The organism is Paraburkholderia kirstenboschensis, from assembly GCF_904848585.1.
GTDB lineage: Bacteria > Pseudomonadota > Gammaproteobacteria > Burkholderiales > Burkholderiaceae > Paraburkholderia > Paraburkholderia kirstenboschensis.
In genome coordinates, this window is the sequence record NZ_CAJHCR010000003.1 from 307,082 (window position 1) to 334,049 (window position 26,968).

General features: G+C 62.4%; 22 protein-coding genes. 11 read left to right on the forward strand and 11 right to left on the reverse strand.

Features of this window, described 5'->3' with window-relative positions:
- Nucleotides 1-29 precede the first annotated feature (29 nt).
- From JMY24_RS11220 to JMY24_RS11230, 3 genes are all read right to left on the reverse strand, one after another.
- Nucleotides 30-1,283 carry an ABC transporter substrate-binding protein gene (locus tag JMY24_RS11220; protein WP_128596490.1) on the reverse strand — a complete coding sequence of 418 codons (1,254 nt, stop codon included), beginning with the start codon at nucleotides 1,281-1,283 and terminating at the stop codon, nucleotides 30-32.
- An 89-nt stretch (nucleotides 1,284-1,372) separates the two neighbouring features.
- On the reverse strand, nucleotides 1,373-3,358 hold the full coding sequence (locus tag JMY24_RS11225; protein ID WP_128596489.1) for a beta-galactosidase: 1,986 nt from the start codon (nucleotides 3,356-3,358) through the stop codon (nucleotides 1,373-1,375).
- A gap of 11 nt (nucleotides 3,359-3,369) precedes the next feature.
- Nucleotides 3,370-4,521, reverse strand: a complete 1,152-nt coding sequence (locus JMY24_RS11230) for an ABC transporter ATP-binding protein (protein ID WP_128596488.1) — start codon at nucleotides 4,519-4,521, stop codon at nucleotides 3,370-3,372.
- 190 nt (nucleotides 4,522-4,711) lie between these two features.
- Here JMY24_RS11230 and JMY24_RS11235 point away from each other — a divergent pair, with 190 nt between their 5' ends.
- The 5 genes from JMY24_RS11235 to JMY24_RS11255 all read left to right on the forward strand — a co-directional run bounded on the left by JMY24_RS11235 (nucleotide 4,712) and on the right by JMY24_RS11255 (nucleotide 10,378).
- Nucleotides 4,712-5,743: a LacI family DNA-binding transcriptional regulator gene (locus tag JMY24_RS11235; protein ID WP_128596487.1), complete on the forward strand. Its 1,032-nt coding sequence runs from the start codon at nucleotides 4,712-4,714 to the stop codon at nucleotides 5,741-5,743.
- Nucleotides 5,744-6,172: 429 nt separating this feature from the next.
- A complete protein-coding gene (locus JMY24_RS11240) occupies nucleotides 6,173-7,177 on the forward strand; it encodes a sugar ABC transporter substrate-binding protein (RefSeq protein ID WP_020068267.1) in 1,005 nt (334 codons plus the stop codon).
- Nucleotides 7,178-7,263: 86 nt separating this feature from the next.
- Nucleotides 7,264-8,250, forward strand: coding sequence for an ABC transporter permease (locus JMY24_RS11245; protein ID WP_128586413.1), 987 nt, complete (start codon nucleotides 7,264-7,266; stop codon nucleotides 8,248-8,250).
- A gap of 73 nt (nucleotides 8,251-8,323) precedes the next feature.
- A complete protein-coding gene (locus JMY24_RS11250; RefSeq protein WP_128586414.1) occupies nucleotides 8,324-9,121 on the forward strand; it encodes an ATP-binding cassette domain-containing protein in 798 nt (265 codons plus the stop codon).
- Nucleotides 9,122-9,145: 24 nt separating this feature from the next.
- Complete coding sequence (locus tag JMY24_RS11255; RefSeq protein ID WP_413231243.1) at nucleotides 9,146-10,378, forward strand: ROK family transcriptional regulator; 1,233 nt, start codon at nucleotides 9,146-9,148, stop codon at nucleotides 10,376-10,378.
- Between the two features lie 15 nt (nucleotides 10,379-10,393).
- Here JMY24_RS11255 and JMY24_RS11260 read toward each other — a convergent pair whose 3' ends face one another.
- Complete coding sequence (locus JMY24_RS11260; protein ID WP_128596486.1) at nucleotides 10,394-13,492, reverse strand: transglycosylase domain-containing protein; 3,099 nt, start codon at nucleotides 13,490-13,492, stop codon at nucleotides 10,394-10,396.
- Between the two features lie 193 nt (nucleotides 13,493-13,685).
- The gene (locus tag JMY24_RS11265; protein ID WP_201702054.1) at nucleotides 13,686-14,735 is read right to left on the reverse strand and encodes a LysR family transcriptional regulator; all 1,050 of its coding nucleotides are present in this window, start codon (nucleotides 14,733-14,735) and stop codon (nucleotides 13,686-13,688) included.
- Between the two features lie 200 nt (nucleotides 14,736-14,935).
- Between JMY24_RS11265 and JMY24_RS11270 the strand changes: the two genes are divergently transcribed.
- The 3 genes from JMY24_RS11270 to JMY24_RS11280 all read left to right on the forward strand — a co-directional run bounded on the left by JMY24_RS11270 (nucleotide 14,936) and on the right by JMY24_RS11280 (nucleotide 18,194).
- A complete protein-coding gene (locus JMY24_RS11270; RefSeq protein ID WP_128596485.1) occupies nucleotides 14,936-15,868 on the forward strand; it encodes a dihydrodipicolinate synthase family protein in 933 nt (310 codons plus the stop codon).
- A 102-nt stretch (nucleotides 15,869-15,970) separates the two neighbouring features.
- Nucleotides 15,971-17,260 carry an NAD(P)/FAD-dependent oxidoreductase gene (locus JMY24_RS11275; protein WP_128596484.1) on the forward strand — a complete coding sequence of 430 codons (1,290 nt, stop codon included), beginning with the start codon at nucleotides 15,971-15,973 and terminating at the stop codon, nucleotides 17,258-17,260.
- Nucleotides 17,261-17,483: 223 nt separating this feature from the next.
- Nucleotides 17,484-18,194: a TetR family transcriptional regulator gene (locus JMY24_RS11280; RefSeq protein ID WP_128591996.1), complete on the forward strand. Its 711-nt coding sequence runs from the start codon at nucleotides 17,484-17,486 to the stop codon at nucleotides 18,192-18,194.
- Nucleotides 18,195-18,282: 88 nt separating this feature from the next.
- Here the strand turns inward: JMY24_RS11280 and JMY24_RS11285 are convergent, their stop codons facing one another.
- From JMY24_RS11285 to aroQ, 3 genes are read right to left on the reverse strand one after another with little or no spacing between them, the layout of a single operon-like run.
- Nucleotides 18,283-19,650, reverse strand: coding sequence for an MFS transporter (locus tag JMY24_RS11285; RefSeq protein ID WP_128596483.1), 1,368 nt, complete (start codon nucleotides 19,648-19,650; stop codon nucleotides 18,283-18,285).
- A 59-nt stretch (nucleotides 19,651-19,709) separates the two neighbouring features.
- A complete protein-coding gene (locus JMY24_RS11290; protein WP_236597384.1) occupies nucleotides 19,710-20,600 on the reverse strand; it encodes a shikimate dehydrogenase in 891 nt (296 codons plus the stop codon).
- An 8-nt stretch (nucleotides 20,601-20,608) separates the two neighbouring features.
- Nucleotides 20,609-21,064 (reverse strand): type II 3-dehydroquinate dehydratase, encoded by a 456-nt coding sequence (aroQ, locus tag JMY24_RS11295; RefSeq protein ID WP_128591049.1) that lies wholly within the window; start codon nucleotides 21,062-21,064, stop codon nucleotides 20,609-20,611.
- Nucleotides 21,065-21,440: 376 nt separating this feature from the next.
- On the opposite strand from aroQ, the gene JMY24_RS11300 reads away from it, so the two are divergent.
- The 3 genes from JMY24_RS11300 to JMY24_RS11310 all read left to right on the forward strand — a co-directional run bounded on the left by JMY24_RS11300 (nucleotide 21,441) and on the right by JMY24_RS11310 (nucleotide 24,401).
- Nucleotides 21,441-23,324, forward strand: a complete 1,884-nt coding sequence (locus tag JMY24_RS11300; RefSeq protein WP_128596481.1) for a bifunctional sugar phosphate isomerase/epimerase/4-hydroxyphenylpyruvate dioxygenase family protein — start codon at nucleotides 21,441-21,443, stop codon at nucleotides 23,322-23,324.
- Between the two features lie 322 nt (nucleotides 23,325-23,646).
- A complete protein-coding gene (locus JMY24_RS11305) occupies nucleotides 23,647-23,979 on the forward strand; it encodes a hypothetical protein (protein ID WP_027777613.1) in 333 nt (110 codons plus the stop codon).
- A 164-nt stretch (nucleotides 23,980-24,143) separates the two neighbouring features.
- Nucleotides 24,144-24,401 carry a hypothetical protein gene (locus JMY24_RS11310; protein ID WP_128596480.1) on the forward strand — a complete coding sequence of 86 codons (258 nt, stop codon included), beginning with the start codon at nucleotides 24,144-24,146 and terminating at the stop codon, nucleotides 24,399-24,401.
- 8 nt (nucleotides 24,402-24,409) lie between these two features.
- Here JMY24_RS11310 and JMY24_RS11315 read toward each other — a convergent pair whose 3' ends face one another.
- From JMY24_RS11315 to JMY24_RS11325, 3 genes are all read right to left on the reverse strand, one after another.
- Nucleotides 24,410-24,739, reverse strand: a complete 330-nt coding sequence (locus JMY24_RS11315) for a hypothetical protein (protein ID WP_027777611.1) — start codon at nucleotides 24,737-24,739, stop codon at nucleotides 24,410-24,412.
- Nucleotides 24,740-24,749: 10 nt separating this feature from the next.
- Nucleotides 24,750-25,517 (reverse strand): AraC family transcriptional regulator, encoded by a 768-nt coding sequence (locus JMY24_RS11320; RefSeq protein ID WP_128591046.1) that lies wholly within the window; start codon nucleotides 25,515-25,517, stop codon nucleotides 24,750-24,752.
- Between the two features lie 158 nt (nucleotides 25,518-25,675).
- The gene (locus JMY24_RS11325) at nucleotides 25,676-26,956 is read right to left on the reverse strand and encodes an FAD-dependent oxidoreductase (RefSeq protein WP_201702058.1); all 1,281 of its coding nucleotides are present in this window, start codon (nucleotides 26,954-26,956) and stop codon (nucleotides 25,676-25,678) included.
- Nucleotides 26,957-26,968: the final 12 nt, after the last annotated feature.

The window sequence follows — 26,968 nt, forward strand, 5'->3', positions numbered from 1 at the left end:
TGCTTCAGCACTTACTCTGGTCCCATGCACTACTTCTTGTAAATGCGCTTGCGCGTCTGCTCGAGTTGCGCGAGTACGCTGTCGAGCTTCGACGGATCGGAGACGAACTGCTGCATCCCCTTCATGCCTTCATCCGCCATTTCCTTCGTCATGTCGCGATCGTAGAACTGTGCAATGCCGCCTTTCGTATTAGCAAGAATCTGGAAGCCGATCTTGGAGATCGGATCTTCCGGCTCGGGCGACTTGCTGTTCGCCGACAGCGAACCCAGACCGGCAGCAAGCTTCGCGCCGATTTCAGGCGTCTCGACAAACGCGAGGAACGTGTGAGCGTCCGCCTTGTTCTTCGCCTTCGACGGAATATGCAGCGATTCGACCGGACCGTCTTCGGCGGTCGGCACGTTGGCGTCGATGATCGGGAACTGGAAGTAGCCCATTTCCGGCTTCACATTCGGCGGGAAGCCTGCGGTGATGAAGGTGCCCATCAGCATCATCGCGGCCTTGCCCTGAAACAGGAACGGCTGCACCGAATCGAGATCGTAGGACAGGGAGTTGTCGATGAAATAGCCCGCGTCGATCAACTGCTTCCACGTCGTATAGACCTTCTTCACACGCGGATCGGTGTACGCAATTTCACCCGCCATCAGCTTCTGATGAAACGCATTACCATTCAGCCGAAGATCGAGATAGTCGAACCAGCCGGCGAGCGTCCATGCATCGCGGCCCGCTACGGCAATCGGCGTAATGCCGGCGGCTTTCAGCTTCTTGCAGTCGTCGAGAAACTGATCCCACGTTTTCGGTTCGCCGGAGATGCCGGCCTTCTGGAACAGATCCTTGCGATAGAACATGCCCCACGAGTAATAGACCGTAGGCGCCGCATATTGCTTGCCTTTATACGACGACGCTTCCTTCGTCGATGCATACATGTCGTTCCAGCCGTTCTTCGCCCAGTCGCCGCTCAGGTCTTCAAAAAGGCCGCGCTGTGCGTAATACGCCATGCGCTCGCCGTCATGCCAGTTGACGATATCGGGCGCGACAGTAGAGAGCCAGCCGGGCAATTGCACTTTGTACGCTTCTTCGTCGATAAACGAGACTTTCACGTCAATGCCGGGATGCGTCTTCTTGAATTCGTCCACAACAAATTGCCAGACCGCGCGCTGACTCGCGCCCTTGAACGCGATATTCGCGGTCAGCGTTCCGGCCTGCGCGGTGCTGACGACAGAAGTTCCGAGAGCCGCCGCAGCGACCGCGAGTGCCAGCAGAACCTTGCGTGGTTTCATTTTCATGCTACCTGTCTCCTTGATTCCTTGATTTTGCGTCGTTGTCGTTACTTCATGGAATTCCGGCTTGCACATCGTCCCGCTACCTGTACCCGTCATCCGGCTCTATACACTGCCACGCCTTGTGGGTCTACAACACATGAGCCGATCACGAATGCGTCGTCTGCCACACCGTTAATCGTGTGCGCGGTGTCACCGTAGTTGAACAGATAGGTCAGCGCGCCGCGCCGGCTAATGCGGACGCTTTCGCCGAGCTGCATCGTTTCGACGCCTGCGCGTTGCGCGATCTGCTCGAAGAGCCGGACCGTCAGCGCATCGTCGAACAGGCTGGCGAGGTAATGGAACGCACCGCTACGTATATACGCGGGGTGGCCGTCGGCGAAACGCGCCAGTACGTCAAAAGCATTCGTTTCATTGCTTTCGATGAAATCGCGCCAGTGACGCGCGGCGCCGTCCTCTGCACTCGCGTCTTGCGTACCGGCAAGCCGCACGGGCTCCGTCACGTTCGGCCGCATCGATTCGACGCGCCACACACGCAGCGGCAACACGTCGGCGAGCGTACCCGGCGGCAGATTTGCGGGAATCTGCAAGTCCTGAGTCTTCGAGCCGGTGCGCGGCCCAAGCACGACCTGCGCGCCCGAGCTGGCAAGACGCGCGGCCAGATCCGCCGGCACGACCGGCAGCGGCGGCACGACGATCAGACTGTAGCCGTCGAGCGATGCATCCACCGGCACGACGTCGACATCGAGACCTAATGCACGCAATGCCGAGTAGTACTCGAATGCAAAGCGTGGATAGTGAAAGTCCGCACCCTGCGGATGAATCTCGAACAGCCACTTCGCTTCATAGTCGTAGACGAGCGCCACTTTCGAACGGACCGCGGCATCGGCATGCGCATTAGCCGCGAGCACCGTGCGAATTTCCGAGGCGACTTGCGCGGCCTCGCTACCGCCGACGTCGAGGCGGTTATCCGGGGTATTCAGGCCCGCGTGCATCTGCTCCTGCGCGAACGGTGCCTGACGCCAGCGGAAATACGACACGCAGCCCGCGCCGTGCGCGAACGCTTCCCAGCTCCACAGCCGTACCATGCCCGGCAACGGCGCCGGATTCCACAGCGCCCAGTTCACAGGACCCGGTTGCTGCTCCATCACCCAGAACGGCAGCTTCGACATGCCGCGATACACGTCGTGATTGAACGACGCGAAATCCGGATGACCGCTGCGCAGCCAGCGCGCTTTCACATCGGGCGCAAACCATTGTTCTTCTAGCGCGCCGAGCGGATAACTGTCCCACGCGGCAACGTCGAGATCGGCAGCAACCTTGTAGTGATCGAACTCGGTGAAGAGCTGCATGAAGTTATGCGCAACCGGCCGCCCCGGAGAATGCGCACGGATGATCTCGACCTGCATGCGGTTATAGCGCGCGACTTCGTCGGAGGCGAAGCGTCGGTAATCGAGCCGATGCGAAGGATGCGCCTCAGTCACAGTCGCCACGGGAGCGTCAATTTCGTCGAAGCTGCGGTACTCCATGCTCCAGAACACCGTGCCCCACGCGCGGTTTAATTCGTCGATCGTTTTGTAGCGTGCCTTCAGCCACTCGCGAAAACGCGCCACTGCTGCCGGCGAATAACTCACCACCGTGTGATGACAGCCGAACTCGTTGTCGGTCTGCCAGTACGCAACGGCCGGATGTTGACCGTAACGCTCCGCAATCGCTGTGCAAATCTTCTGCGAGGCCGCGAAATACGACGGCGAAGAAAAGTCATAGTGACGGCGCGAGCCGAACGCGCGCGGCCGGCCATCCGCGCCAATCGGCAGGATATCCGGATGGCGGTCGATCAGCCACTTCGGCGGTGTGGCGGTGGGCGTGCACATCACGACTTGCAAGCCTGCGGCGCCGAGTACTTCGATTGCCCGATCGAGCCAAGCCCAATCGTATTCGCCAGGCGTCGGCTCGATGCGGCTCCACGCAAACTCGGCGATTCGCACCTGCTCGATACCGAGCGCTTCCATCCGGCGCGCGTCGTCTTCCCACATCGACTCGGGCCAGTGTTCCGGGTAATAACAGACTCCAAGGCGCATCCGAATGTCCTTTATGCGTAGTGTTCGACGGATTCAAGCGAAGGGGCGGCGAAGCCGTCTTCGGTAAACAAGTGGGTGGCGTGGCGCGGTACGCGCAGGTTCGCGCGATCGCCTGGCGCGAGTCGCGTATCGCCCGGCGCTTTCGCGATCAGCGCGGCGCCGCCGGGTTGATCGAGGTGCACATAGCTATGCTCGCCCAGTTGTTCGACGAGTGAGACGGTGCGCGAAAGAACGGCGTCGTCGTGAGACGATGACGTGTCGATGAATTCGAGGTGTTCAGGACGCACGCCGAGCGTCACCGCTTGCGACACTTTCAGCGCGGCACCGTCCACCGGCACGCGGACGTTTTCGTGCGTATGGTCGAGCGTCACGGTAACGCCTTGCGCGTCGACAGAAGCGATACGTCCCGGCAAAAAGTTCATGCGCGGCGAACCGATGAACCCGGCGACAAAGCGGCTCCTGGGGCGGTGATACAACTCGAGCGGCGCGCCGATTTGCGCGATGCTGCCGTAACGTTCGGTGTCTTTCCCGGCATGCAGCAAGACGATCTTGTCGGCGAGGGTCATCGCCTCGATCTGATCGTGCGTCACATAGACCACGCTCGCCTTCGCGAACTGCTTGTGCAGCCGCGCGATTTCAATACGCGTCTGGCCACGCAGCGTAGCGTCGAGATTGGAGAGCGGTTCGTCGAAGAGAAACACCCCAGGCTGGCGCACAATCGCGCGGCCAATTGCAACGCGCTGACGTTGACCGCCTGACAATGCTTTGGGCCTGCGCTCGAGCAGCGCCTCCAGTTGCAGAATGCGCGCGGCTTCGCGCACCTTGCGGTCGATTTCATCTTTTGGGGTTTTGGCGAGCTTCAGTCCAAACGCCATGTTCTCGAACACGGTCATATGTGGAAAGAGCGCGTAGCTTTGAAACACCATCGCTACGCCGCGCTGCGCCGCCGGCACGTCGTTCATGACCTCGCCGCCGATGAAGAGATCGCCGTCGGTGAGATCTTCGAGCCCTGCGATCATGCGCAGCAACGTGGACTTGCCGCAGCCCGAGGGGCCGAGAAAGACGCAGAACTCGTTCTCGCCGATCTCGAGATCGACGTCGCGAATCACCGGCGCACCGTCGCCATATGCTTTCTGCACGCCTCTTAACGAAATGCTCGCCATCGCCTCGACTCCGTGATTTAATCGGCTCGACCGCGGAGATTAAGCGCTTAATCAGCAGGGCCTAAAAAATCGATCGCTTGGGATCGTCGGGCCTGCCTGTCTCCGCTATCGTTTTGTCTGTGCGACAGATGGTGCCGCGCCTTGCCCGCCGATGCAAATGTCGGGCAACCATCCCAAATAATGAAGAGACATGCCCACACTTAGCGAAGTCGCGCGTCATGCCGGTGTCACGCCCGCCACCGTATCGAATGTGCTGCGCAATCGCGGGCGCGTCGGCGAGAGCACGCGTCAACGCGTTCTCGAAGCCGTCGACGCGCTCGGCTACCGGCCGCACCTCGCCGCTCGCGCGCTAGCCGAAGGCCGCGCCCCGACGCTCGCTTTGATGGTGTCGAGCATCGCCAATCCGTTCTATCCCGAGTTCGCGCTGGCCGTCGAACGCGCGGCGCGCACGAGTGGGCATTTCGTTATCATTTGCAATACTAACGAAGATCCGCTGACGGGCCGCGCGTACCTCGACCAGATAGCCGGCACGCTTTCGGAGGGCGTACTCGTGACCAACGCGAACCTGCAATTTGCGGACCTTCACGTGACGGAATCGCGCGGCACGCCCGTGGTTTTGTGCATGTGGGAGCGGCCGAACGAGCCACCGGGCCTGCCCTGCGTTGCAGTGGATTTTCGTCTGGCCGGCGAGCTTGCCGGACAGCATCTGCTCGAATTGGGACATCGGCGGATAGGCGCGATTGTCGGCAGCAAGGCTTCCGGCATTCACGCGGCCCGCTATGAAGGGTTCGTCGACGCGCTACGCGCGGCCGGCGTGCGCAAAAGCCGCGTCAAACATGCTGCGGATACGATCCAGGGTGGCTACAGCGCGGCGCGCGCGTTGCTCGAGGCCGATCCGCAACTCACTGCGATCTTCGCGACCAACGACCTGCCGGCGCTCGGCGCGATGCATGCAGCTGCCGACCTGGGCCTCGCCGTTCCTGCTGATCTTTCCGTGGTGGGCATCACCGACATCCAGCTCGCGCGCGAGTCGCGCCCCGCATTGACCACAGTGGCCGTGCCGACCGTCGAAGTCGCCGGGCTCGCGGTTTCGTTGCTGCGCGAGCTGATCGAATCGTCGTATGGGCAGGCGGGCCTCGGCGAGGCCAATGTGCCGATGCGGGTTTCGTCGGCGCCGAAACTCGTGGTGCGTGCGTCCACTGGCACACCGCGCTCCGGCTGACCGCGAAAATAAAGCTATGAACGTAGGCGACGCGAGCCGTTCAGGCGTCCGCTTCTGACGTGCGCTTAAGACGTCCACCCTGCCGCCAAAAGGCATGAATCTGCTTTCTGTTTGCTTTCAGCCCAGCCAGGACTTTCCCCAATCCGCTCGCGGGGACGCTGCGTTGCACCATCGGCCCAAACTCCCGCCACGTAAGGCTTTTCTGGCCTGCACAAGGTGCATCGCGGTCAGTCTCACTCCAACGGGATTCCTTGACGCGCGCCTCTCCGCCTGCTGTACTAAATCAACCAAAGTGATTTAGGCGAGATCTTTCGGCCGTACATCGACCGATCAGACGCGCCGCATTCCAGGTTGCGCCCGCGCAGCGTTCGCATGTGCAACCGCCAGCAGTTCCAAGAACGTCATTGCCAATAACCGGAGGAGCGTCCCATGAATCTGAATTCCCGCAGGCTTCCTGTCGCCAGGAAGATCGTCTCGATGTGCGTCGCGGCGTCGGCGGTCTGGTGCGCGAGCGCAAGTCAGGCAGCCGACCAGCCGGTCGTCGGCCTCATTACCAAGACCGACACCAATCCGTTCTTCGTGAAGATGAAGCAAGGCGCGGAGGCCGCAGCGTCGAAAGACGGCGCAAAGCTGATTACCGCAGCCGGCAGATTCGACGGCGATAACGCGAGCCAGGTGACGGCAATCGAGAACATGATGACGGCCGGCGCGAAAGCGATTCTGATCACTCCGAGCGATACGAAGGCGATCGTGCCGAGCATCAAGAAAGCGCGCGCCGCCGGCGTGATGGTGGTCGCGCTCGACACGCCGACGGATCCGCAGGACGCCACCGACGCCCTCTTTGCGACCGACAACTTTAAAGCCGGCGTGCTGATCGGCAAATACGCGAAGGCGGCGTTGAACGGCAAGCCCGCGAAGATCGCCACGCTCGACCTCGCACCCGGCGTTTCGGTGGGCGTGCTGCGTCATAACGGCTTTCTGGAAGGCTTCGGCGTGAAGCAAGGCGACCCTTCGATCGTATGCAGCCAGGACACGCGCGGCGATCAGGCGAAAGGCCAGACGGCGATGGAAAACTGCTTGCAGAAATCGCCGGATATCAACGTGGTCTACACGATCAACGAACCAGCGGCCGCGGGCGCGTATCGCGCGCTGAAAGCAGCAGGCAAGGACAAGAGCGTGATGATCGTCTCGATCGACGGCGGCTGTGAAGGCGTGCGCAACGTCAAGGCCGGTTCTATCGCCGCCACCTCGCAGCAGTACCCGCTGAAGATGGCCGCGCTCGGCGTAACAGCAGGCGTCGATTATGCGAAGACCGGCAAGAAGGTTTCCGGCTACCAGGACACGGGCGTGACGCTGATCACCGACAAGCCGATGTCCGGCATCGACAGCAAGGATACGACCTTCGGCCTCGACAACTGCTGGGGCAACAAGTAACACGCACTGTACGGCGGCCCGCGAGCGGGCCGCCGGATGATTCGCCGCGCGGCGCACGCCACGCTCATGTTTCGAGGACATCCATCATGTCGACTCCTTCCGCCCCTGCGGGCCATCCGCGCCATTTCTCCGACCGTCTGCCGTCGCTTGCCGAAGTCGGGCCGCTCATTGCGCTCGTGCTGGCCTGCGCTTTCTTCATTTCGCAGAGCAGCCGTTTCCTGTCGTTCCAGAACCTCTCGCTGATCCTTCAACAGACGATGGTCGTCGCAGTGATCGCAATCGGCCAGACGCTCATTGTGCTGACGGGCGGCATCGATCTCTCCTGCGGAATGGTGATGGCGTTCGGCTCCATCATCATGACGAAGTTCGCGGTGACGCTGGGCCTGCCGCCCGCACTCGCGATTCTGTGCGGTATCGGCGCGAGCACATTGTTCGGCATGCTTAACGGCGTGCTCATTACGCGCATCAAATTGCCGGCGTTCATCGTCACGCTCGGCACGCTGAACATTGCGTTCGCGCTCACGCAGATCTATTCGAATGCGGAAAGCGTGTCGAATCTGCCGGACGCAATCATGTTCTTCGGCAACACATTCAGGCTCGGACCCGCCGACGTCACCTACGGCACCGTCCTCACGTTGCTGATGTACCTGGCCACATGGTTCGTCTTGCGCGACACGGTTCCCGGCCGCCATCTGTATGCGCTCGGCAATAACGCCGAGGCCGCGCGGCTGATGGGTTTGTCGTCGCAGAAGATCCTGCTGACCGTCTACACGCTGGCCGGCGCGATGTATGGCATTGCTGCGCTGTTGTCGGTGTCGCGCACCGGCGTGGGCGATCCGCAAGCGGGCCAAACCGAGAACCTCGATAGCATCACGGCGGTCGTGCTCGGCGGCACGAGTCTCTTCGGCGGACGCGGGTCTATTGCGGGAACGCTGCTCGGCGCGCTGATTGTCGGCGTGTTCCGCAACGGCTTGACCCTGATCGGCGTTTCTTCGGTCTACCAGGTATTGATCACCGGCATGCTGGTGATTCTCGCGGTGGCCGCGGACAAACTCTCTCATCGCCGCGGTTGAGCACTCAATCGCAACCTTATTGCATGGAGCCTGAGTGAGCGCTTTCGCTAACTCAGGCCGACAGGAGCCCGTCATGTCGACACCTACTTCCGCTTCCGCCGCGATGCCCGTACTGCAGGCGCGTGGCCTCGTCAAACGTTATGGCAATGTGACCGCGCTCGACGGCTGCGACTTCGAAGTGCTGCCCGGCGAGATTCTCGCAGTGATCGGCGACAACGGCGCCGGGAAATCCTCGTTGATCAAGGCACTTTCCGGCGCGACGGTGCCGGACGAAGGCGAGATTCTGCTCGACGGCAAGCCCGTCAAATTCCGCAGTCCGCTGGATGCGCGCGCGCAAGGCATCGAGACCGTATATCAGGAACTGGCGGTCGCGCCGGCCATGAGCATCGCCGAAAATCTGTTTCTCGCACGCGAGTTGGTCAAGCCCGGCTGGCGCGGCTCGATCTTCAAGATGATCGACAAGCGCCGCATGCTGGAAGAAGCGACCGCTCACATGAAGGACCTGCAAATCGGCATTCGCTCGATGCGTCAGGCGGTCGAGACGCTCTCCGGCGGTCAGCGCCAAGGGGTTGCCGTCGCGCGCAGCGCGGCATTCGCGCGGCATGTGGTGATTCTCGACGAGCCCACCGCCGCGCTCGGCGTGAAGGAAGGCAACATGGTGCTCGAACTGATTCGCCGCGTGCGCGACCGCGGACTGCCGGTGATTCTCATCAGCCATAACATGCCGCACGTATTCGAAGTGGCGGACCGCATCCATATTCAGCGGCTTGGCCGGCGCGCCGCGCTCGTCAATACGAAAGACGTGCATATGTCGGAGGCCGTTGCGATCATGACTGGCGCAAAAGAGGCCGACGTCAAGGCGATTGCATGATGCAATCACATCGCTGAGGGGCTCATGAGCTTGGACACCACAGGCGTGCGCCCGCCCCTCAAACGCACTGTCGGCTCGAACCAGGGCGGCATGCGGCAATTCAACGAGCGCATCGTGCTGCAGACAATCCGTCTGCATGGACCGTTGCCGAAGGCCGACGTGGGCCGTCTCACGCGTCTTTCAATGCAGACGGTGTCGATGATCGTCGATCGTCTGATCGACGATGGCCTGCTCGAAAAGCAGGCTCGAGTGCGCGGCAGGATCGGCCAGCCGTCGGTGCCGATCGCGTTGCGCGCGGACGGCGCATATACGATCGGCATCAAGGTAGGCCGCCGCAGTCTCGACGTACTGGCAATGGATTTCGCCGGCCGCGTGGTATGTCGCGATGTGTTCGAGTATCCGTACCCGGATCCGCGCACGCTGTTTCCCGCGCTCGAAAGCAAACTCGCGCGCGTGAATCAGGCGCTCGGCGCGAACGCGAGCAAAGTGGTCGGCGTGGGCGTGGCTGCGCCGTTGTGGCTCGGCGGCTGGCGCGACTTTCTCGGCGCGCCGCCCGACGCGCTCGACGCGTGGCACGAGATCGACTTGCGCTCGCGCATCGCGACCATGACGGGGCTACCGGTTGAATTCGCGAAGGACACCACAGCCGCGTGCGCCGCAGAACTCGTGATGGGCCAGGGGCGCGGCATTCACAACTTCCTGTACCTGTTCGTCGGCACGTTCATTGGCGGCGGGCTCGTTATCGACGGCCGCCTGCACGGCGGGCCGCACGACAACGCCGGCGCGGTCGGCTCTATTCCGCTGCGCGACGGCGGAGCGCGCAAACCCGCGCGGCAACTGTTGCACGCGGCCTCCGGTTTCGTACTCGAACGCCTCTTGAGCGATGCGGGAAAACCGGCAGCCGCCGCGCACGATCATCGCGCGCTGTCGCCTGAAATGTGGCGGCATACCGAGGAATGGCTCGATAGCGCGTGCCCTGCGATCGCCAACGCGCTCACCAACGCCGCTGCGTTGCTGGACCTCGAAGCGGTCGTGATCGACGGCGAACTGGACCGGCAAATGGTGCGCGAAATCATTCGTCGCACGGAGCGCGTGCTGGACCGGTTCGAATGGGAAGGCATGGTGCGCCCGCAACTGTTGGAAGGCGCAATTGGTGCCGACGCGCGTGCAATGGGCGGAGCAATCCTGCCGCTCTATGCGCACTTCGCGCCGGTGCACGAACTGTTTCTCAAACCTGCGACGGAAGCCGCATATTGATGTGCCACGGCTGCTTCAGTGCGCGGCGACCTTCTCCACAGAAACAGAAGCAGAAGCAGAAGCGGTCTTTGCAGGCGCAGATTCGAGCAAGGGCTGCAACGCCGGCGCCATCGACTTCAGCAGTTGCACCGAAAGCGCACTGGTGAATTCATAGTGGGCCGCGTAAGGTTCGTGCACCCACGCGGTCAGCGTGCCGTAAAAGCGGTCGCCGATGGCGAATACAAACGTCGCGCTGCGGTTCACCTTTCGCGATTCAATCAGACGCGCGCCCTTGGCGAATACGTTGAAGCGCTGATCGCCCGTACCTGTCTTGCCGTACACCTCCATGGTCCGGCCGTCCGGGAATGTAATGCCCTGCGCGAGACGCCGCGCCGTGCCGCCCGTCACGACATCGCGCAACATGCCTTTGACGATCCCCGCAATTTCAGGCGAAAGCTGCTGTTGCGGAGTGACTGCCGCGCGTCGGAAATGCGTTTCGTACGGCGTGTCTTTCGCAAAGTCCAGTTGCGTGAGGCTCTCAGTCGGCACCTTGTTGCCGTCGTTTGCGATCAGTCCGATCAGTTGTGCAAGCGCTGCGGGTCTGTCACCGGATGCGCCGATTGCAGCGGCATACGAAGGCGTAAGCGTTGCAAACGGATAGCCGAGCGCCTGCCACGACTTGCCGATTGTGTCGTACGCGCGCAGTTCGACCATGCGTTTGATGCGGCGATCCTGCGTCGCGTGATAGCGCGTCTTGAAGAGCCACGAATAGGTCGAGAGACGCACATCGCTGCTTGCGTTCTGAATGTCGTTGAGCGTGGCGTTCGGATGTTCGCGCAGATAGTTGAGCGTCCATAGTTCGAGCGGATGCACACTCGCGATATAGCCGCGATCGTTCAGATTGAAGCGGTCGATTCCGTACTTCGCGTAAAGGTTCGCGAGGTCTTCGTCGTCGAGCACCGAAGCGGCCGGCGTATTTTTCAGCGCGGCGCGCATCTTCTCGTTAAACCATGCGTTGGACTCGTCGGGCGCGACGCTGCGCAATACCGTGGCGACCTTTGGCGGCGCTTTGCGCACACCGAGCAGCAACAGCGCCAATGCCTGCTCGCGGGTTTTGCCGTGATACTTCGTGTAGAAACGATTCATGTACACGCGGCTTTCCTGATCGGCGAAACGCGTCAAGTACATCTTGCGGATCGCCGGATCGCCGAGCCATTGCGACGACGGTCCAGTGGTTTGCACCATCTCGTAGTGGACGATGTCGCGCATCAGCCGCACGAATACCAGATTCACCGAATGCTGGAACGCGCGATGAATCGTAAGAATGCGGCCGTTGTCGTCGGATTCGAAGTTGTTGAAGGTCTGCGCGCCGCCGCCTGTGTAGAAGGTTTCGCCGGGACTCGCGGAGTACTTGCGCTCAACGGCCGCATCGAGCATGGATTGCAGCGAGCGATCCTTGGTGTGCGAGAGATAGTCCAGCGCCCAGCGCGTCAATTGATCGCTCGGATCGGGCTTGATGGCTTTTAGCTCCGCCGCGCTGCGAGCAGCGTAACGCGCATGCAACTGGGACACGATCTGCAAATACGTCACGACCGTACGCAGTTTTGCAGTGGACCCGAGATTTAAACGCGCACCGGAATTGATGTCGAACGGCTGGTTCACGCTGTCGGTTTGCACACGCACGAGATTCGCTCCGTCGCGCCGCTCGAATAGCGTAAAGCTGTAGGCGATTTTCGACGGATCATCAGATGCGCGCAGCATTTCGAAGCCGACTAGGCCCGCGGCCTTCGCGCCGTCGCGTGTCGCGGCAGCGGCAAGCCGTTCGCTCACGGCCTGCTGCACCGCATTGTTCAGCGTGCCGGTGGCTTGCAGATCCAGCCGGTCGAGTTCGTAAAAGCTCGGAATGTCGAGCGCCGCGAGCAGGTTCGAGCGCATCGACGTGACGGCTTTGCGCGACACGAACGAGCCGGCGTTTTCAGCCGGTTTGCCCGCGCGGTGCAAATCGACCGTTGCAGAAAGCGCCGCATCGCGCAACGCGACGGAAATCACACCGCCGTTCGCGAGCAGCCGCAGATAGCTGTCGGTCAATCGTTCGAGTTCGGCATAACCGCGATGCAGGAAGTGCGACGGCGCGCGCTGGGCGATCATCAGAGAAAGCACCTGACGGAATGCCTCGCCTTGCTGCGGCAAGGTCTCTGTGGTTGAAGGCGCGTTCAGTATGCGGTTCACATCAGCGAAATCGCGGCCGTACCACGCGGCGAGACCGTCGCCCATGCCGCTGATTTCACCGACGCCGGGTTGCGCCGCGAGCGGCACCGAGTTCAGGTAGTGCACGACGATCTGCCGACGCGCAGGCATGGTCTGCGGCCCGTTCAGATAGGCACGTACCGAAGCGGACGCAATCTGCCGCAGCTTCTCCGGCGGCGTCGCGGTGCGGCCGCCCGCGGAGTGGCGGAATTTTTCGATCTGCGTGGCGAGCGTGCTGCCGCCGGGCGCCGCCTGGTGATGGTTGAATACGCGCGCGCCCTGATCAGCCAGCGCGCGGCTAAAGCGACCCCAATCAATGGCCGGATTGCGGTTCGGTTGATCCGGATCGAGCAGATAGCGGTCTTCAATAAACAGAAGCGAGTTGACGATGACAGGCGGGATCGCCTCGAAGCTGTCGTACACGCGCCCCGGAAAACTCGCGCTAAAAAGAGGCGCGCCGGTGCCGTCGAACAGTTGCAAGCCAGCTTGGTCTTTCTCGGCATAAGGCAAGAAAAGGCTTCTATCCGCGAGCGAAAGCATGCGCTCCGAATCACGCGCCTGAGCGGTGACTTCGAAGCCGCGCTGCAGCAAGCGCTGCTGCATTGACGGCAGCAATGCGTAGCCCAGCCGGGTGTCGTACGGACCTTTATCCGCCTCGGGAAAACGGATGGAATGGCTCGGACCATCGTCGACAGAAAAGCCGACGTCGCGTGTGAGTTCGGAGAGGTAGTGGGCCTGCAGGCGGGAAGTTTCTATTTCCAGCTGGCACAAGCGCACAACCCACGCCAACCCTAACAACAACGCCGCCGCCAACGCCCATTTGAACCACTTTCGGACCGAAGCGGTGCCGGTGGCGCGAAGCGGAAACCGAACCGATGGCCGATTCATGACTGCTCTCCCCGAACGGGCGCCAGCCTTTTCACTCCGACGCCCCTCAAAGCAGTGTAGCGCGCGGGCGCACGTGCAATTGGTGCGGATTTACCCCCAGTGTCGCCGCTACAACACCCCGCTCAAGAACATAGCAAAGCGCGAATTGCCGTGCGATATTCGACGTCTACACGTGTTCTGAAAAACCGCTGACTCAGGCAAGTTTTCGCTTTGCGGCTGCATGGGTGTGTTTGCGCTTTGGCGTTGGCGCATGAGTAGGCGCCGACATCGGCTCGCGTTTTGCCGTGCGGGCTTTTTCCGGCACGTTCTCCTGCACTCGCGTCTGCTGCCGCAGCAATTCGACGAAGCGCTCCGCCGGCGGCGAGAGCACGCCGCCTTTACGCGTCACGACCCCGAACGTTTGCGAAGGCGACTTAAGCTCGACCGGCACGAGGCGCAGCATTTTTTGCCGAATAAACATGTCGGCAATGGCGGTCGGCAACAACGACACCAGATCCGCACTGCTTTGCAGCAGCGCGACGGTGACGAAAGTGGATGCAGTGGAGATCGGGTTATCGGGCATAGCCAGCCCCGCCAGATCCATTTCGCGTTCGAGCAGCGCATGCAACGGCATATGAGATGGATACACCACCCAACGGTGATCCGCCAGGTCGCCCAGTTGCACTTTCTTTCGCGGCAGCGCTGGATGACCGTACCCGACCACGACGGACAACGGCTCGTCGGCGAGCGGACGATACTGGTATTTCGACGGATCCGCAGCCACGGCGGCCCGGCCGATCACGAGATCGAGGCGGCCGTCGTCGAGTTGGGCCAGCATGCGCGCACTCGTGTCCTCCACCACTTCGATAGAAAGGTTCGGCTGCCGCGCATGCAGTTGGTTGATGGCCGGAATCACGCATTCGGGAATCGCGCCCATGATCGCGCCGATAGCGAGGCGCCCGCCGTGCCCCGAGCGAATTTCGGCGACGTCCTGACACAGCGCGGCGAGATCCGTCGCCACGAGGCGCGCATAGCGGATCACGCAATGGCCGAGCTGGTTCGGGATCATGCCGCTTTTCGAGCGCTCGAAAAGCGGCGCTTCGAACATGGATTCGAGTTCCTGCAATGCTTTGCTTGCGGCCGATTGGGTCATGGGCATGATGCCCGCCGCTTTGTGCAACGACTTCTGGTCGTCGAGCGCGATCAGCAATTGCAGTTGCTTCATGCGCAGTTTGCCCAGCAAAACGTTCAACGTATTTTTCATGAAAACGTCGGGTGAGTCGTAAAAGCGATCATGGGATGGAAACAATTCAATATACCTGCGCGCCGCGCAGCCGTATAGTCGGCGGCAATAAGCACCATGAGACCGCTTAACGTGCTTAACGTGCTCAAGGCGCTTGAAGCGCGAATTACGATCGACAGAGACACTCCCACCGCCTCATTACTTCCCAGAGCGCCCACATTATGACTCGACCCGTTAATACCGCGGCAATGCGCGGCGTGTTCCCCGTTGCGCCCACCATTTTCGACGACGCCGGTCAGCTCGACCTGGAAGGCCAGAAGCGCTGCATCGACTTCATGATCGACGCGGGCTCGAACGGTCTGTGCATTCTCGCGAACTTCTCCGAACAGTTCGCTCTTTCCGACGAAGAGCGTGAGACGCTGATGCACGTGGTGCTCGAACATGTTGCAGGCCGCGTACCCGTTATCGTCACGACCACGCATTTCAGTTCGTATCAATGCGCGGAACGCAGCCGCCGCGCGCAAGCAGCGGGCGCCGCGATGGTCATGATCATGCCGCCGTATCACGGCGCAACGATCCGCATCGGCGAGCGTGGCATTGAAGAGTTTTACCGCACGGTGTCCGACGCGATCGATATTCCAATCATGATCCAGGACGCGCCGGTCAGCGGCACGCCGTTGTCCGCGCCGTTTCTCGCCCGCATGGCCAATGAGATCGAACACGTGTCGTACTTCAAGATCGAAGTGCCGCAGGCGGCGAACAAGCTGCGCGAGCTCATTCAGTTAGGCGGCGACGCGATCGTGGGACCGTGGGACGGTGAGGAAGCAATTACGCTGATGGCCGATCTCGATGCAGGCGCAACCGGTTCGATGACAGGCGGCGGTTATGCCGACGGTATCCGGCTGATCGTCGACGCCTATGCGGCCGGCGACACCGAAGCCGCCGCCGCTCACTATCAGCAGTGGCTGCCGCTGATCAACTACGAGAACCGCCAGGGCGGCCTCGCATCGTGCAAGGCGCTGATGAAGGAAGGCGGCGTGATTCGCTCCGACGCGGTACGTCATCCGTTGCCGGCAATGCATCCGGCCACGCGTGAGGGATTGCTGAAAGTCGCGCGACGGCTCGATCCGCTGGTGCTGCGCTGGGCTCACTAGAGACAATAGCGAGGGCAATAGCGAAGGCAATAGCGGCGCGATAGAGCGCCGAAGCGGCGCGCGGCTGGACGCGGACATGCGATTGCCGCTACGCTATCCGCCATGGAAAGTTTTTACGAAGCCACCGTGACACGCTCGTCTGCCTATGCGCCGCTCGCCGGGCGACATAGTGCGAACGTGTGCATTGTCGGCGGCGGACTGGCGGGGCTGTCGACGGCGCTAGGTCTCGCTGAGCGAGGCGTGAAGAACGTCGCCGTGCTCGAAGCGCGGCAGGTCGGCTATGGTGCGTCCGGGCGCAACGGCGGCTTCGTGTTCGGCGGCTACAGCCTCGATTGTGCCGATCTGCTGAAAACGCTCGGCGCGGCTCGCGCGCGCGAGCTCTACGCGCTCACCACCAACGCCGTCGATCTGATGCGGGCGCGTATCGCGCGTTACCGCATAGATTGCGATGTCACCGACGCCGGCGTAATCCTCGCGAACTGGTTCGACGAACCCGAGCGGCTCGAAGCTCAGCGGCGTCTGATGCTTGAATCATTCGGCGTCGACTGGGAACCGGTGGCAGCCGAACAACTTGCATCGCAATTGAAAACGCGCCGCTATCACGGCGGCCTCTTCGAGCGCAATGCGTTTCACTTTCATCCGCTGAAATACGTGCTTGGCGTGGCCGATGCAGCGGCCAGCGCGGGCGTGAGGATTCACGAGCAGTCGCCCGTCGTGCGTTTGCAGCGCGACGGCGCGGGCTTTATCCTGCACACGCCGCAAGGCGTCGTCGACGCGCGGCACGTCGTGATGGCGGGCGGCGGATACGCACGCAACGTCTACGCGAAGGTGGAGCGCGCGGTGCTGCCCATCGCCACGTATGTGATGGCAACCGAGCCACTCGGCGCGCGACTTCACGATGCGATCGGCACGCGCGCGGCCGTCTACGACACCCGTTTCGCGTTCGACTATTACCGGCCGCTGCCCGACACGCGGATTCTCTGGGGCGGACGCATCTCGGTGCGCGACCGCGCGCCGGAGGTCATCGCCCGATTACTGAGGCGCGATCTGCTGAAGGTTTATCCGCAATTGCACGACGTGCGGGTCGACTACGCGTGGGGCGGCCTCATGAGCTATGCGCGGCACAAGATGCCGCAGATCGGTCGCAGCGCGGACGGCGTCTGGCATGCGGTCGGCTTTGGCGGACATGGCATGGCACCGACCACCGTGTCCGGCGAGCTGCTGGCCGCGGCAATTGCGGGCGAGCGTCCGGTTCCGGAGGCATTCGCCGAGTTCGGCCTGACGCCCGCCTATGGCGCACTCGGTCTCGCCGCCGCGCAACTGACGTACACCGCGATGCAAACGCGCGACGTATTCGCCGCGCGCCGCAGGCGGGCTCGCGGCTCAGTCTGAAAAGACATCGCATCGGCGGCGAGCGCGCGCCTATGTCTGTACAGCTTACGGCGCCGCCGGTGCGGCGGGCGGAGGCGGCCCCGCGTCGATGCGGCCGGCTTCCAGGTACCTGCCCGAAACGCCGCCAGACCACTACGATATGCCGCCTGTTACGCGTAGAACCCCGCGCCAGAGGCCATTTTCGCCATGCTAGAATGCGCGGTCACTGCCGCTCGAATACACAATGAAAAAGGGAAGCAAGGCCGCCGAGCCCGATACCAACGGCATCCCGTCCGAAGCGCCGCGCAAGGACGCCCGACGTAGCGACGCCCGACGCAAGTACGATCCCGAGCAGACGAAGCGCAATATCCTCGACGTCGCGACCCAGGAGTTCTCCGCGATGGGACTGACGGGCGCGCGCGTCGATGCAATCGCGGAACGCACCAACACCACCAAGCGCATGCTGTACTACTACTTCGGCAGCAAGGAAGGGTTGTACCAGGCGGTGCTGGAGAAGGTGTACGGCGACATTCGCGAGCTCGAACAGGATCTGCATGTCAGCGAACTCGACCCCGTCGAGGGCATGCGCGCGCTGGTCGAATTCACGTTCGACTACCACGACCGCCAGCGCGATTTCGTGCGTCTAGTCACGATCGAGAACATCAACGGCGCGAAGTATGTCGAGCAGGTCAAGAGCTTCAAAGGCCGCAACGTCACCGTCATTCATACAATCGAAGACCTGCTTGCGCGCGGTGTCGCCGCGGGCAAGTTTCGCAGCGACGTCGACGCGATCGACCTGCATCTGTTGATCAGTTCGCTGTGCTTTCATCGCGTCGGCAATCGTCATACGTTCGGCACGGCGTTTGGGCGCGATCCGTCACATCCCAGGTTGCGCGCGCGTCACCGCGCAATGATCGTCGATGCAGTGCTGCGTTTCGTGCGCAAGGAAGATTGACGAGCCTCTTACAGTCCACTTCGCGGACCAATGAAAAAAGGGACGTGGCCTGCGCCACGTCCCTTTTTTTTCGCACTCGAACCAGCGCTCAATCCACCAGCACGATCCGCTTGATGTCGCCGACGATAAAGATGTACGACAGCGCGCCAATCAATGCGATCACGCCGATGAACACCAGCGCGCCGACGAACGATCCTGTCGCCGCGACGATAAAGCCGACCACGAGCGGCGTTACGATGCCGGCCAGATTCGCCGCGAAGTTGAAGATGCCGCCGGTCACGCCGAGCAGCCCATCGGGCGCGATATCCGACACCAGCGTCCAGCCAAGCGCAGCCATGCCCTGCGCGAAAAATGCGACTGACAGGATGGCGATCACCGCGACGTTGCTCTCCACATAATTAGCCAGAATGATCGTCGAGGCCAGCAGCAGGCCGGCGATGATCGGCAGCTTGCGCGCGACGTTCGCGGACTTGCCGCGGCGCAGCAGCCAGTCGGAGAAGAGTCCGCCGAACATTACGCCAATCGACGCCGCGATGAACGGCATGATCGCGAAGAAGCCGATCTTCAGCCAGCCCATATGACGTTCGGTGGCAAGGTAGGTCGGGAACCACGTGAGAAAGAACACGAGCGTCGAGTTGCCGGCGAACTGGCCAAGACAGATACCCGTCAATTGACGGTGCTTGAGCAGGCGGCCAATGGTGCGCCATTCAAAGCCGCTTTTCGCGGGCGCCGCTGCGGCGCCGCTATCCTTGTGACGATGCGTGAGGCCACCGCCTGCTTCGATATAGTCGAGCTCCGCCTGATTCGCGGACGGATGATCGCGCGGTTCGCGATACATGAGCCACCAGATCGCGCCGAACACGATACCCACGCCGCCCACCACATAGAACAGCGAACGCCAGCCGAATGCGCCCATCAGCATGAACAGGAACGGGCTGAAAAACGCGAGGCCGATATATTCGCCGACGGTGTAAGTGCCCGTTGCCATCGCGCGTTCGCTCTGCGGGAACCATGTCGCGACCACGCGGCTATTGGTCGGAAAGCACGGCGCTTCCGAGACGCCGAGGCCGAGGCGAAACACGAACAGTCCGGCGATGCCGTGCACGAGCCCTTGCGCGAGCGTGCACAGGGACCAGAAGGTCATCGAGAGAAAGTAAGTGAGTTTGCTGCCGAAACGGTCCAGGAAGAGGCCGCCCGGAATCTGGGAGGCAACGTAGCTCCACGAGAACACCGAGAACAGCAGCCCCATCATCGCGGCGTTGATGCCGAGTTCTTTGGTCAACTGCGGCGCGGCAATGCCGAGCACCGTGCGGTCGAGATAGTTGATCATTGTGCCGACGGCCAGCAACCCCAGTATCTGGTAACGCGCGTTCGAGCGGCGCGCGGTGCTGGCACTTGTGCTTGAGCCGGCCTGACGCGTGGCGTCGGCCGATCTGGTTTGAGTCGATTGCGGCATGGGGTTGTAGTCTCCTCTCACTGATCATCTGGTCGTCATTTGCCGGTGTGCGCTACCGGTTAGCGTTCCAGCAACGACTGGAAATGCGTGTAGACGCGCTCGGCGTCGGGTTCGAGTCCGGTGAAAATGCGCATCGCGTCGACTGCCTGGTACACCGCCATGCCGCCGCCGCTCAGCGTGCGGCAGCCGAGCGCTTCGGCCGCCTGCAACAGCGCGGTGCGAATCGGGAAATAGACGATGTCGGCCACCCACAGACCGCTATGCAGCAATTCGGCAGGCAACGGTAGTCCCGGCAATTTGGCCATGCCGGTCGGCGTCGCGTGAATCAGCCCGTTGGCGGCCGCGAGCGTTTCGCCGAGCGACGTGCCGGCAGTGACCGTCCGATCTGCAAAGCGCTTTTGCAATTCGGCTGCGAGCGACGCGGCGCGAGCGGCGTCGACATCGAACAGCGTGAGCGTTTGCGCGCCCATTGCGAGGGCTGCGTGAGCGACCGCCGCGCCCGCGCCGCCCGCGCCCAGTTGCACCACCCGGTCAAGCGCCACGTCCGGCAAACCGCGGCGGAACGCGCGGGCAAAACCGGACCAGTCCGTGTTGTGTCCGATCCGTTTGCCGTCCTTCAAGAGCACGGTGTTGACTGCGCCCAGCGCGCGCGCGTCGTCGGACAATTCGTCGAGTAGCGGAATGACGGCCTGCTTGCACGGATACGTTATGTTCAAACCGTTGAAGCCCATGCGTTCGGCCGCGACCAGCAGATCGGGCAGCGCTGCTACGTCGAGCTTCAACGCTTCCAGATCGATGCGGCGGTACACGTAATGCAAGCCGAGCTTGCCGCCCTCTTCCTCGTGCATCGCCGGACTCAGCGAGCCGCCGATACCCGATCCGATCAGACCGACCAGATAAGAATTTGCACTGGCCTGTGCGCTCGTTTTTGCATTCGCTTGTTCATTCATTGGCACGTTCATTTCGCCGCCCTATTCTTAAGGATGGTGGCCATCCGCTCCAGCGCGAGCACGTATCCCTGCGTGCCGCAACCGACGATGATTGCATCCGCCACCGCCGACACATACGAGTGATGACGGAACGGTTCACGGCGATGCACGTTTGAAATATGCACTTCGATGACGGGCTTTTCGATTGCGCTGAGCGCGTCGGCAATTGCCACCGACGTGTGCGTGTACGCAGCCGGATTGATGACGATGCCGTCGACCTTGGTGCGCGCCGCGTGGAGCCAGTCGATCAGTTGATGTTCCGCGTTCGACTGGCAGAAGTCGATTGAGAGATCGAGGCGCTCACCGGCGTCGCGGCAAAGTTTCGCGACGTCGTCGAGTGTCTCGGAGCCATAGATGGCCGGCTCGCGTGTGCCGAGCAGGTTGAGGTTGGGTCCATTGAGGACCAGTACGGAAGCAAAACTCATGACATCGTCTCCTGTCGGCAAAGCTGTAGGCGGGAGTTAGCGCTTCAGCGCTTACTCCCGCCCCATCCAACGCAGTTGCAACAAACTCGAACAATGAAGCGGATCGCGGCAAGCGCAATACGCTCCTCAACGTAAAGCGAAGTGTGCTCGCATGAGCCGCTTCCGTCATTCGGGGTTTATACGAATTTGTACCATCTAGTTAGTTTGTATAGACTGTCGGAAAATGCGCTTATTATGGACAGTTGCGGCCTGTCGCTTGCTGCAGGAGTAACGAACTAGCCCATTTTGCGCACCGCAACATCGCAGCGGCATGGCGCGTTCGTTCCAACGGCACGCGCTCGCAATTGCCGTCCGACTGTTTTTGCAGGAGCTGTTCATGCAACGTTCGATTGCCACCGTGTCGATCAGCGGTACCCTCGTAGAGAAGCTGACCGCGATCCAGGCGGCCGGCTTCGAGGGCGTCGAGATCTTCGAGAACGACCTGCTCTATTTCGACGGGTCTCCCGCCGACGTGCGGCGTATCGCCGAAGATCTCGGTCTGAAAATCATGCTGTTTCAGCCATTCCGCGATTTCGACGGCGTGAGCGCCGAGCGTCTCGCGCGCAATCTGGACCGCGCGAAACGCAAATTCGACGTGATGCATGAACTCGGCACCGACCGCATTCTGGTATGCAGCAACGTGTCGCCGGACACCATCTGCGACGATGCGCTAATGACCGACCAGCTCGGCGCGCTCGCGGAAGCTGCGGAGGCGGCGGGCGTTATCGCCGGTTATGAAGCGCTCGCGTGGGGTCGGCACGTCAAGACGTATCGGCACGCCTGGAAGCTCGTGAACGCGGTGAATCACCGCAATCTCGGACTCGTGCTCGACAGCTTTCACACGTTGTCGCTCAACGATACGGTGGACGCGATCGCCGAAATTCCGGGCGAGCGCATCGCGTTCGTGCAGATTGCGGACGCGCCCAAGCTCGCCATGGACGTGCTGGAATGGAGCCGCCATTACCGCTGCTTTCCGGGCCAGGGCGATTTCGACGTCGCCAGCTTCACCGCGCAAGTCGTGAAGACGGGCTACAAGGGCCCGCTTTCGCTGGAGATTTTCAACGACGGCTTTCGCGCCGCGCCCACCAGCATCACGGCCGCGGACGGCCATCGCTCGCTGCTGTTTCTCGAGGAACAGACGCGTGCGTTGCTGCAAGCCGCGCGGCAGCCGGTCGGCGAGTTGTACGAATCGCCCGCGGCTCCCGCGCACGTCGGCTATCAGTTCCTGGAATTCGCAGTTGACGACACCACGCGCGCGCATCTCGCCGACTGGCTCGGCAAGCTGCGCTTTCGCCAGGCAGGCCAGCATCGTTCGAAAGATGTGACGCTGTATCAGCACGGTGCCGCTTCGATCGTGCTGAACGCCGAACCGGATTCGTTCGCCAATGCGTTCTTCCAGCAGCACGGCTTGTCGTTGTGCGCGTCGGCGTTTCGTGTGAATGACGCGAATCAGGCTTTCGAGCGCGCCGCCGGCTTCGGCTATGCGCCGTTCTCCGGCCAGATCGGCCCCAACGAACGCGTGCTTCCCGCCGTGCAGGCGCCAGACGGCAGCCTGAATTATTTCGTCGACGAAACGCCCGATCAGCCCACGCTGTTCGAAGCCGACTTCGTTCTCACGGACGTCAACGGCCCGACAGAAGTGGGGCCGCTGACACGCATCGATCACGTGTGCCTCGCCGTGCCGGCGACTTCGCTCGATACATGGGTGTTGTTCCTGCGCACCGCCTTTGGCTTTCAAGCGGAGCCGGGCGTGCTCGTGCCCGATCCTTATGGCCTTGTGCGCAGCCGCGCGCTGCGCAGCCGCGACGGCTCGGTCCGCGTGGTGCTGAACGCTTCAGTCGATCACCATACGGCGGTGGCCGAGGCGCTGCATACTTATCACGGCTCGGGTTTGAATCACGTTGCGTTCAGCACGAGCGACATCTTCAGCGCGATTCCGGAATTCGTCGCCGATGGCTTGCCAGTGCTGCGCATCCCGCGTAATTACTACGACGATCTCGCCGCCCGCTACGCGCTGCCGGACGACATGCTGGAGGCGCTGCGCGAGCACAATATCCTCTATGACCGCGATGAACGCGGGGGCGAATTTTTCCACGCTTACACGGAACAACTCGATCAGCGCTTCTTCATGGAGATCGTCGAGCGGCGCGGCGGTTACGACGGCTACGGCGCGGGCAACGCGGCGGTGCGGCTCGCCGCGCAAGCGCAGCGGCGCAAATAGGCGGCACTCGCTGGCGTGTTGCGCGGACCTCGAACCCGAATCGGGGAACGTCGCGTCGCATCTACTGCAATGCGGATTGTGGCGGCGCTGGCACGCGTCGTGCGGCATCCTCCGGGAGGGCGCCATCGCCCCGATATAATGGCGCCTTGAGTCACGGTCCGCGCCGCGCGGCCGCGTCGACACTTGGGTCGGGCGGTTCAAGCGGGTTCACGCGGGTTCAAGCGGGTCGGCTGGGCCGGCGGCTACGCCAGAGCAGCGCGCTCGCGACGCCTTTAGCCCGAACCCGCGCCCACCGCCGGCCGAATGAAACGCCAGGAGAGATATGAAGAAGTTTGCCGTAGTCCTTTCAGTTCCCCTGCTTCTCAGCGCTTGCGCCTACTTTCAGAAGAACCCGGATGCCGGCGAGCCGGTCACGGACACCAATACGCAGCGCTCGGTCAACGATGTCGTCGCCTGCCTGACGCAATTGGCTTCGAACCATAATGCCGCGTTCAAATCCACGTCGATCCCGCAAGGCCAGATGCTGGACTTCGGCGATTCGAACATCATCAAGGTGCGCAGCGACAACGGAGCGACCACTTACCGTTTCTATGCGGGCAAGCGCCACGTGAACAATCTGTGGATCGAAACGGCGGGGAAAACCTGCGCGCCGTAAGCCGAGGCTGCGCGCGGTCGGCCGAAAAGCGCCGCCGTTAAGCGTTGGTAAGGTGCGCCGGTGCCATCTTCGTGTCACGGTGTTACAGGACAATGGGTCTTAAGAATCGTTTAAGACTTCGTCCGCATGATGCCTCGGACACTACCCCGCGCGAGGTGCGCACCATGAACCAGCCCGAACCGAATACTAACGACACGCCCGCGCCAAGGCGTCCGACCATCCTGCGGCGTCTGCTGAGCCATCACGAACTGGCGACGTTGCTGCTTCTGCTGCACGCGCCTATCGACGCGTCGGCCAAACCCGAGATTCCGCAACTGCACGAAGCCGGCCTGATCGAAACGATCTCGAACGAAGCGGGCGGCTCGCGCATCCGCCTCACGCCCGAAGGTAACGCCGTGCTACGCGGGCTGGGCGTCAAGTAGCGCACGCTTTACGCCTGCCATACGCCGTACCCTGCTTCGCGTAATCCAATCGCCAGTTCCACTTCCATTTCCTGTGCGCCGCGATACGGCATGGGATTGAACACTTCATACAACTCGGGCACGAGTCGCAGGCCATAGTCGCGCACATAGCGATTTGCCTGAATGCCGGCTTTATGCCGGTCGAAGCGCAGATCGGGATCGAGCCCGGTCATCCCCACATACACGCACGGCTTGTCGAACCGGTAATCCGGATTCGCGCGGCGAAAGCGCGCCTCGTTCCAGACCTTGTCGTCGAGTGCGACGACGTACACATAGTAATGATGCTTACGGCGAACCATATGCCGACGCTCAACTCCGCGAAGTGCCGTGCAGCAGCATCCGGTATTCGGTCGGCGTAACGCCGACGGTAGCCTTGAACTGACGCGTGAAGGCGCTGTGGTCCGTGTAGCCGCATAGCGCGGCAACATCGGTGACCTTGTCGTGCGAGACCAGCAGTGCCGTGGCGGCGTCAAGCCGTGTCTTGAGCAAAACCTGGCGCGGAGTCAGATGAAACACCTTGTGAAAATAGCGCTCCAACTGCGCGACGGACATGTCCGCCATCACCGCCAACTGCTTGAGATTCAACGGCTGCACATAGTTTTCCTGGATGAACTGCACCACCGCGGCGAGCCTGCTATACGCCGGATGGCTGCTTTCGTCCGCTCTGAGATCGCGTGAAATGCCGGCAAGCCCGACGATCACGCCCGCGGCGTCGCGCAACGGCTGCTTGGTGGTCAGACACCAGCCCGGCTGACGGCCTGGATAAAGATGTAGTTCCAGCTGATCGATCATCTGATTGCCGACATGAATCACTCCCTCGTCCTGCGCCGTGTAGATGCGGCCGAAGCGGCGTGGGAATACATCCTCCGCGGTCTTGCCCAACAACGCGGCCTTCTCCTTGAAACCGCAACGCGAGGCCAGCGTGCGGTTGACCAGCGCATAGCGCGCGTCAGCGTCTTTGACAAAGAAAACGACGTCGGGCAGCGCGTCGAACACGGGCTCCAACTGCCTGAAGTGCGACAGCATGCCGGACAACGTTGCTTCGTCAGGTGAAAACTGATGAGCCAGCGTGTTCATCGTGCGGGTCCCGTGGGTCCGAGCCGTTTATGAGAGCACAGGCGTAAGCGCTGCATGCCGGGCGGTTGGCTTGCGGTCGATTCGCGGTGCATGCGCGGTCGATTATAAAGCGGCACGTTGGCCGACAATATCCGCTTGCCGGCGACGCGCGGTGCGAGTCATTCCACCTGCGGCGGCTGCGCGCCCGCCGCGATCAGCGTACCGACTTGCGCGGGACTAAAGGGCGGCCGCGGCGTCGCCGACGGCCAGCCGAAGTACACGCTCGCGGCGAGCCCGCATATCTTTCCCTGGCACGCGCCCATCCCGCAGCGGGTATGCAGCTTCGCGTCGCGCCAATTGTGGAACACACGCACTTCTCCGACACTCACGTCCTCGCAGCGGCACAGCAGCGTGTCGTCGGCGGGCGGCGTCCGAGCGGGCGGCTGCAATGCAAAGGCGGTTTCGATGCGCGCCGCAAAGCGGCGCCACCGCTCGCGCTGCACGTGCAGTGCGCTGCGATCCGGCGTCGCGCCGCTCGCGGTCAGACCCGCGAGTTCGCCTTCGACTGCCGCCAGTTCCGCGCCGCCAACGCCGGTGCATTCGCCGGCCGCGAGCACGCCGTCGACCGACGTGCGCTGCGCGGCATCGACGACAATGCCGCCCGCTTCATCGATTGCACAACCGAGCGCCTGAGCAAGCGTGACATTCGGCGCCAGTCCATAGCCGCACGCGATGCGTTCGCAATCGAGCGTCGCGCTGCTACGTCCGCGCCGGATCGTCACCTGTTGGACGCGGCCCTCCCCGTGCGCCGCCTCCACCATGCTGCCGGTCCAGTAAGGCACGCCGGCAAAGCCGCGCGACATGCTCAAGGCTTGCCGCAGCTTGGCGGGTTCGCGTATCAGCGACGCGCCAAAGCGCAGCACATCGACGCTGGACGCCTGCTCGACAACCGCGAGCACCCGTGCGCCCGCCGCGCGCGCCGTGGCTAACGCCGCGATCAGCAGCGGGCCGCTGCCGGCGATCACGACGCGCTCGCTGCGCACCGGCATGCCGCCTTTGATCAGCGCTTGCAGCGCACCTGCGCCGGTCACGCCGGGCAAGGTCCAGCCCTCGAATGGCAGCAAGCGCTCGCGCGCACCGGTCGCGAGAATCAGGCGCCCGTATGTCAGACACAGACCGCCCTGTTCCGCCGACTCGACCAGCAGCCCGCGCGGCGGGAGCGGCGCGACGACGCGCGTCGATGGGAAATGCATGACGTTGCTGCGGCGACTGAGATCGGCGAGCAGATTTTGCAGCGGCGCATGCTGCGAATGGCCCGGACCTTGACGCCAGATCTGGCCGCCGGCGCGCGGGTTGTCGTCGAGCAACGCGACACTCGCTCCTTCGCGCGCCGATGCAAGCGCCGCGTGGAGACCGGCCGGACCGGCGCCGATCACGATGACGTCGAAATGCTGGGTCACGATGCGTCAGCC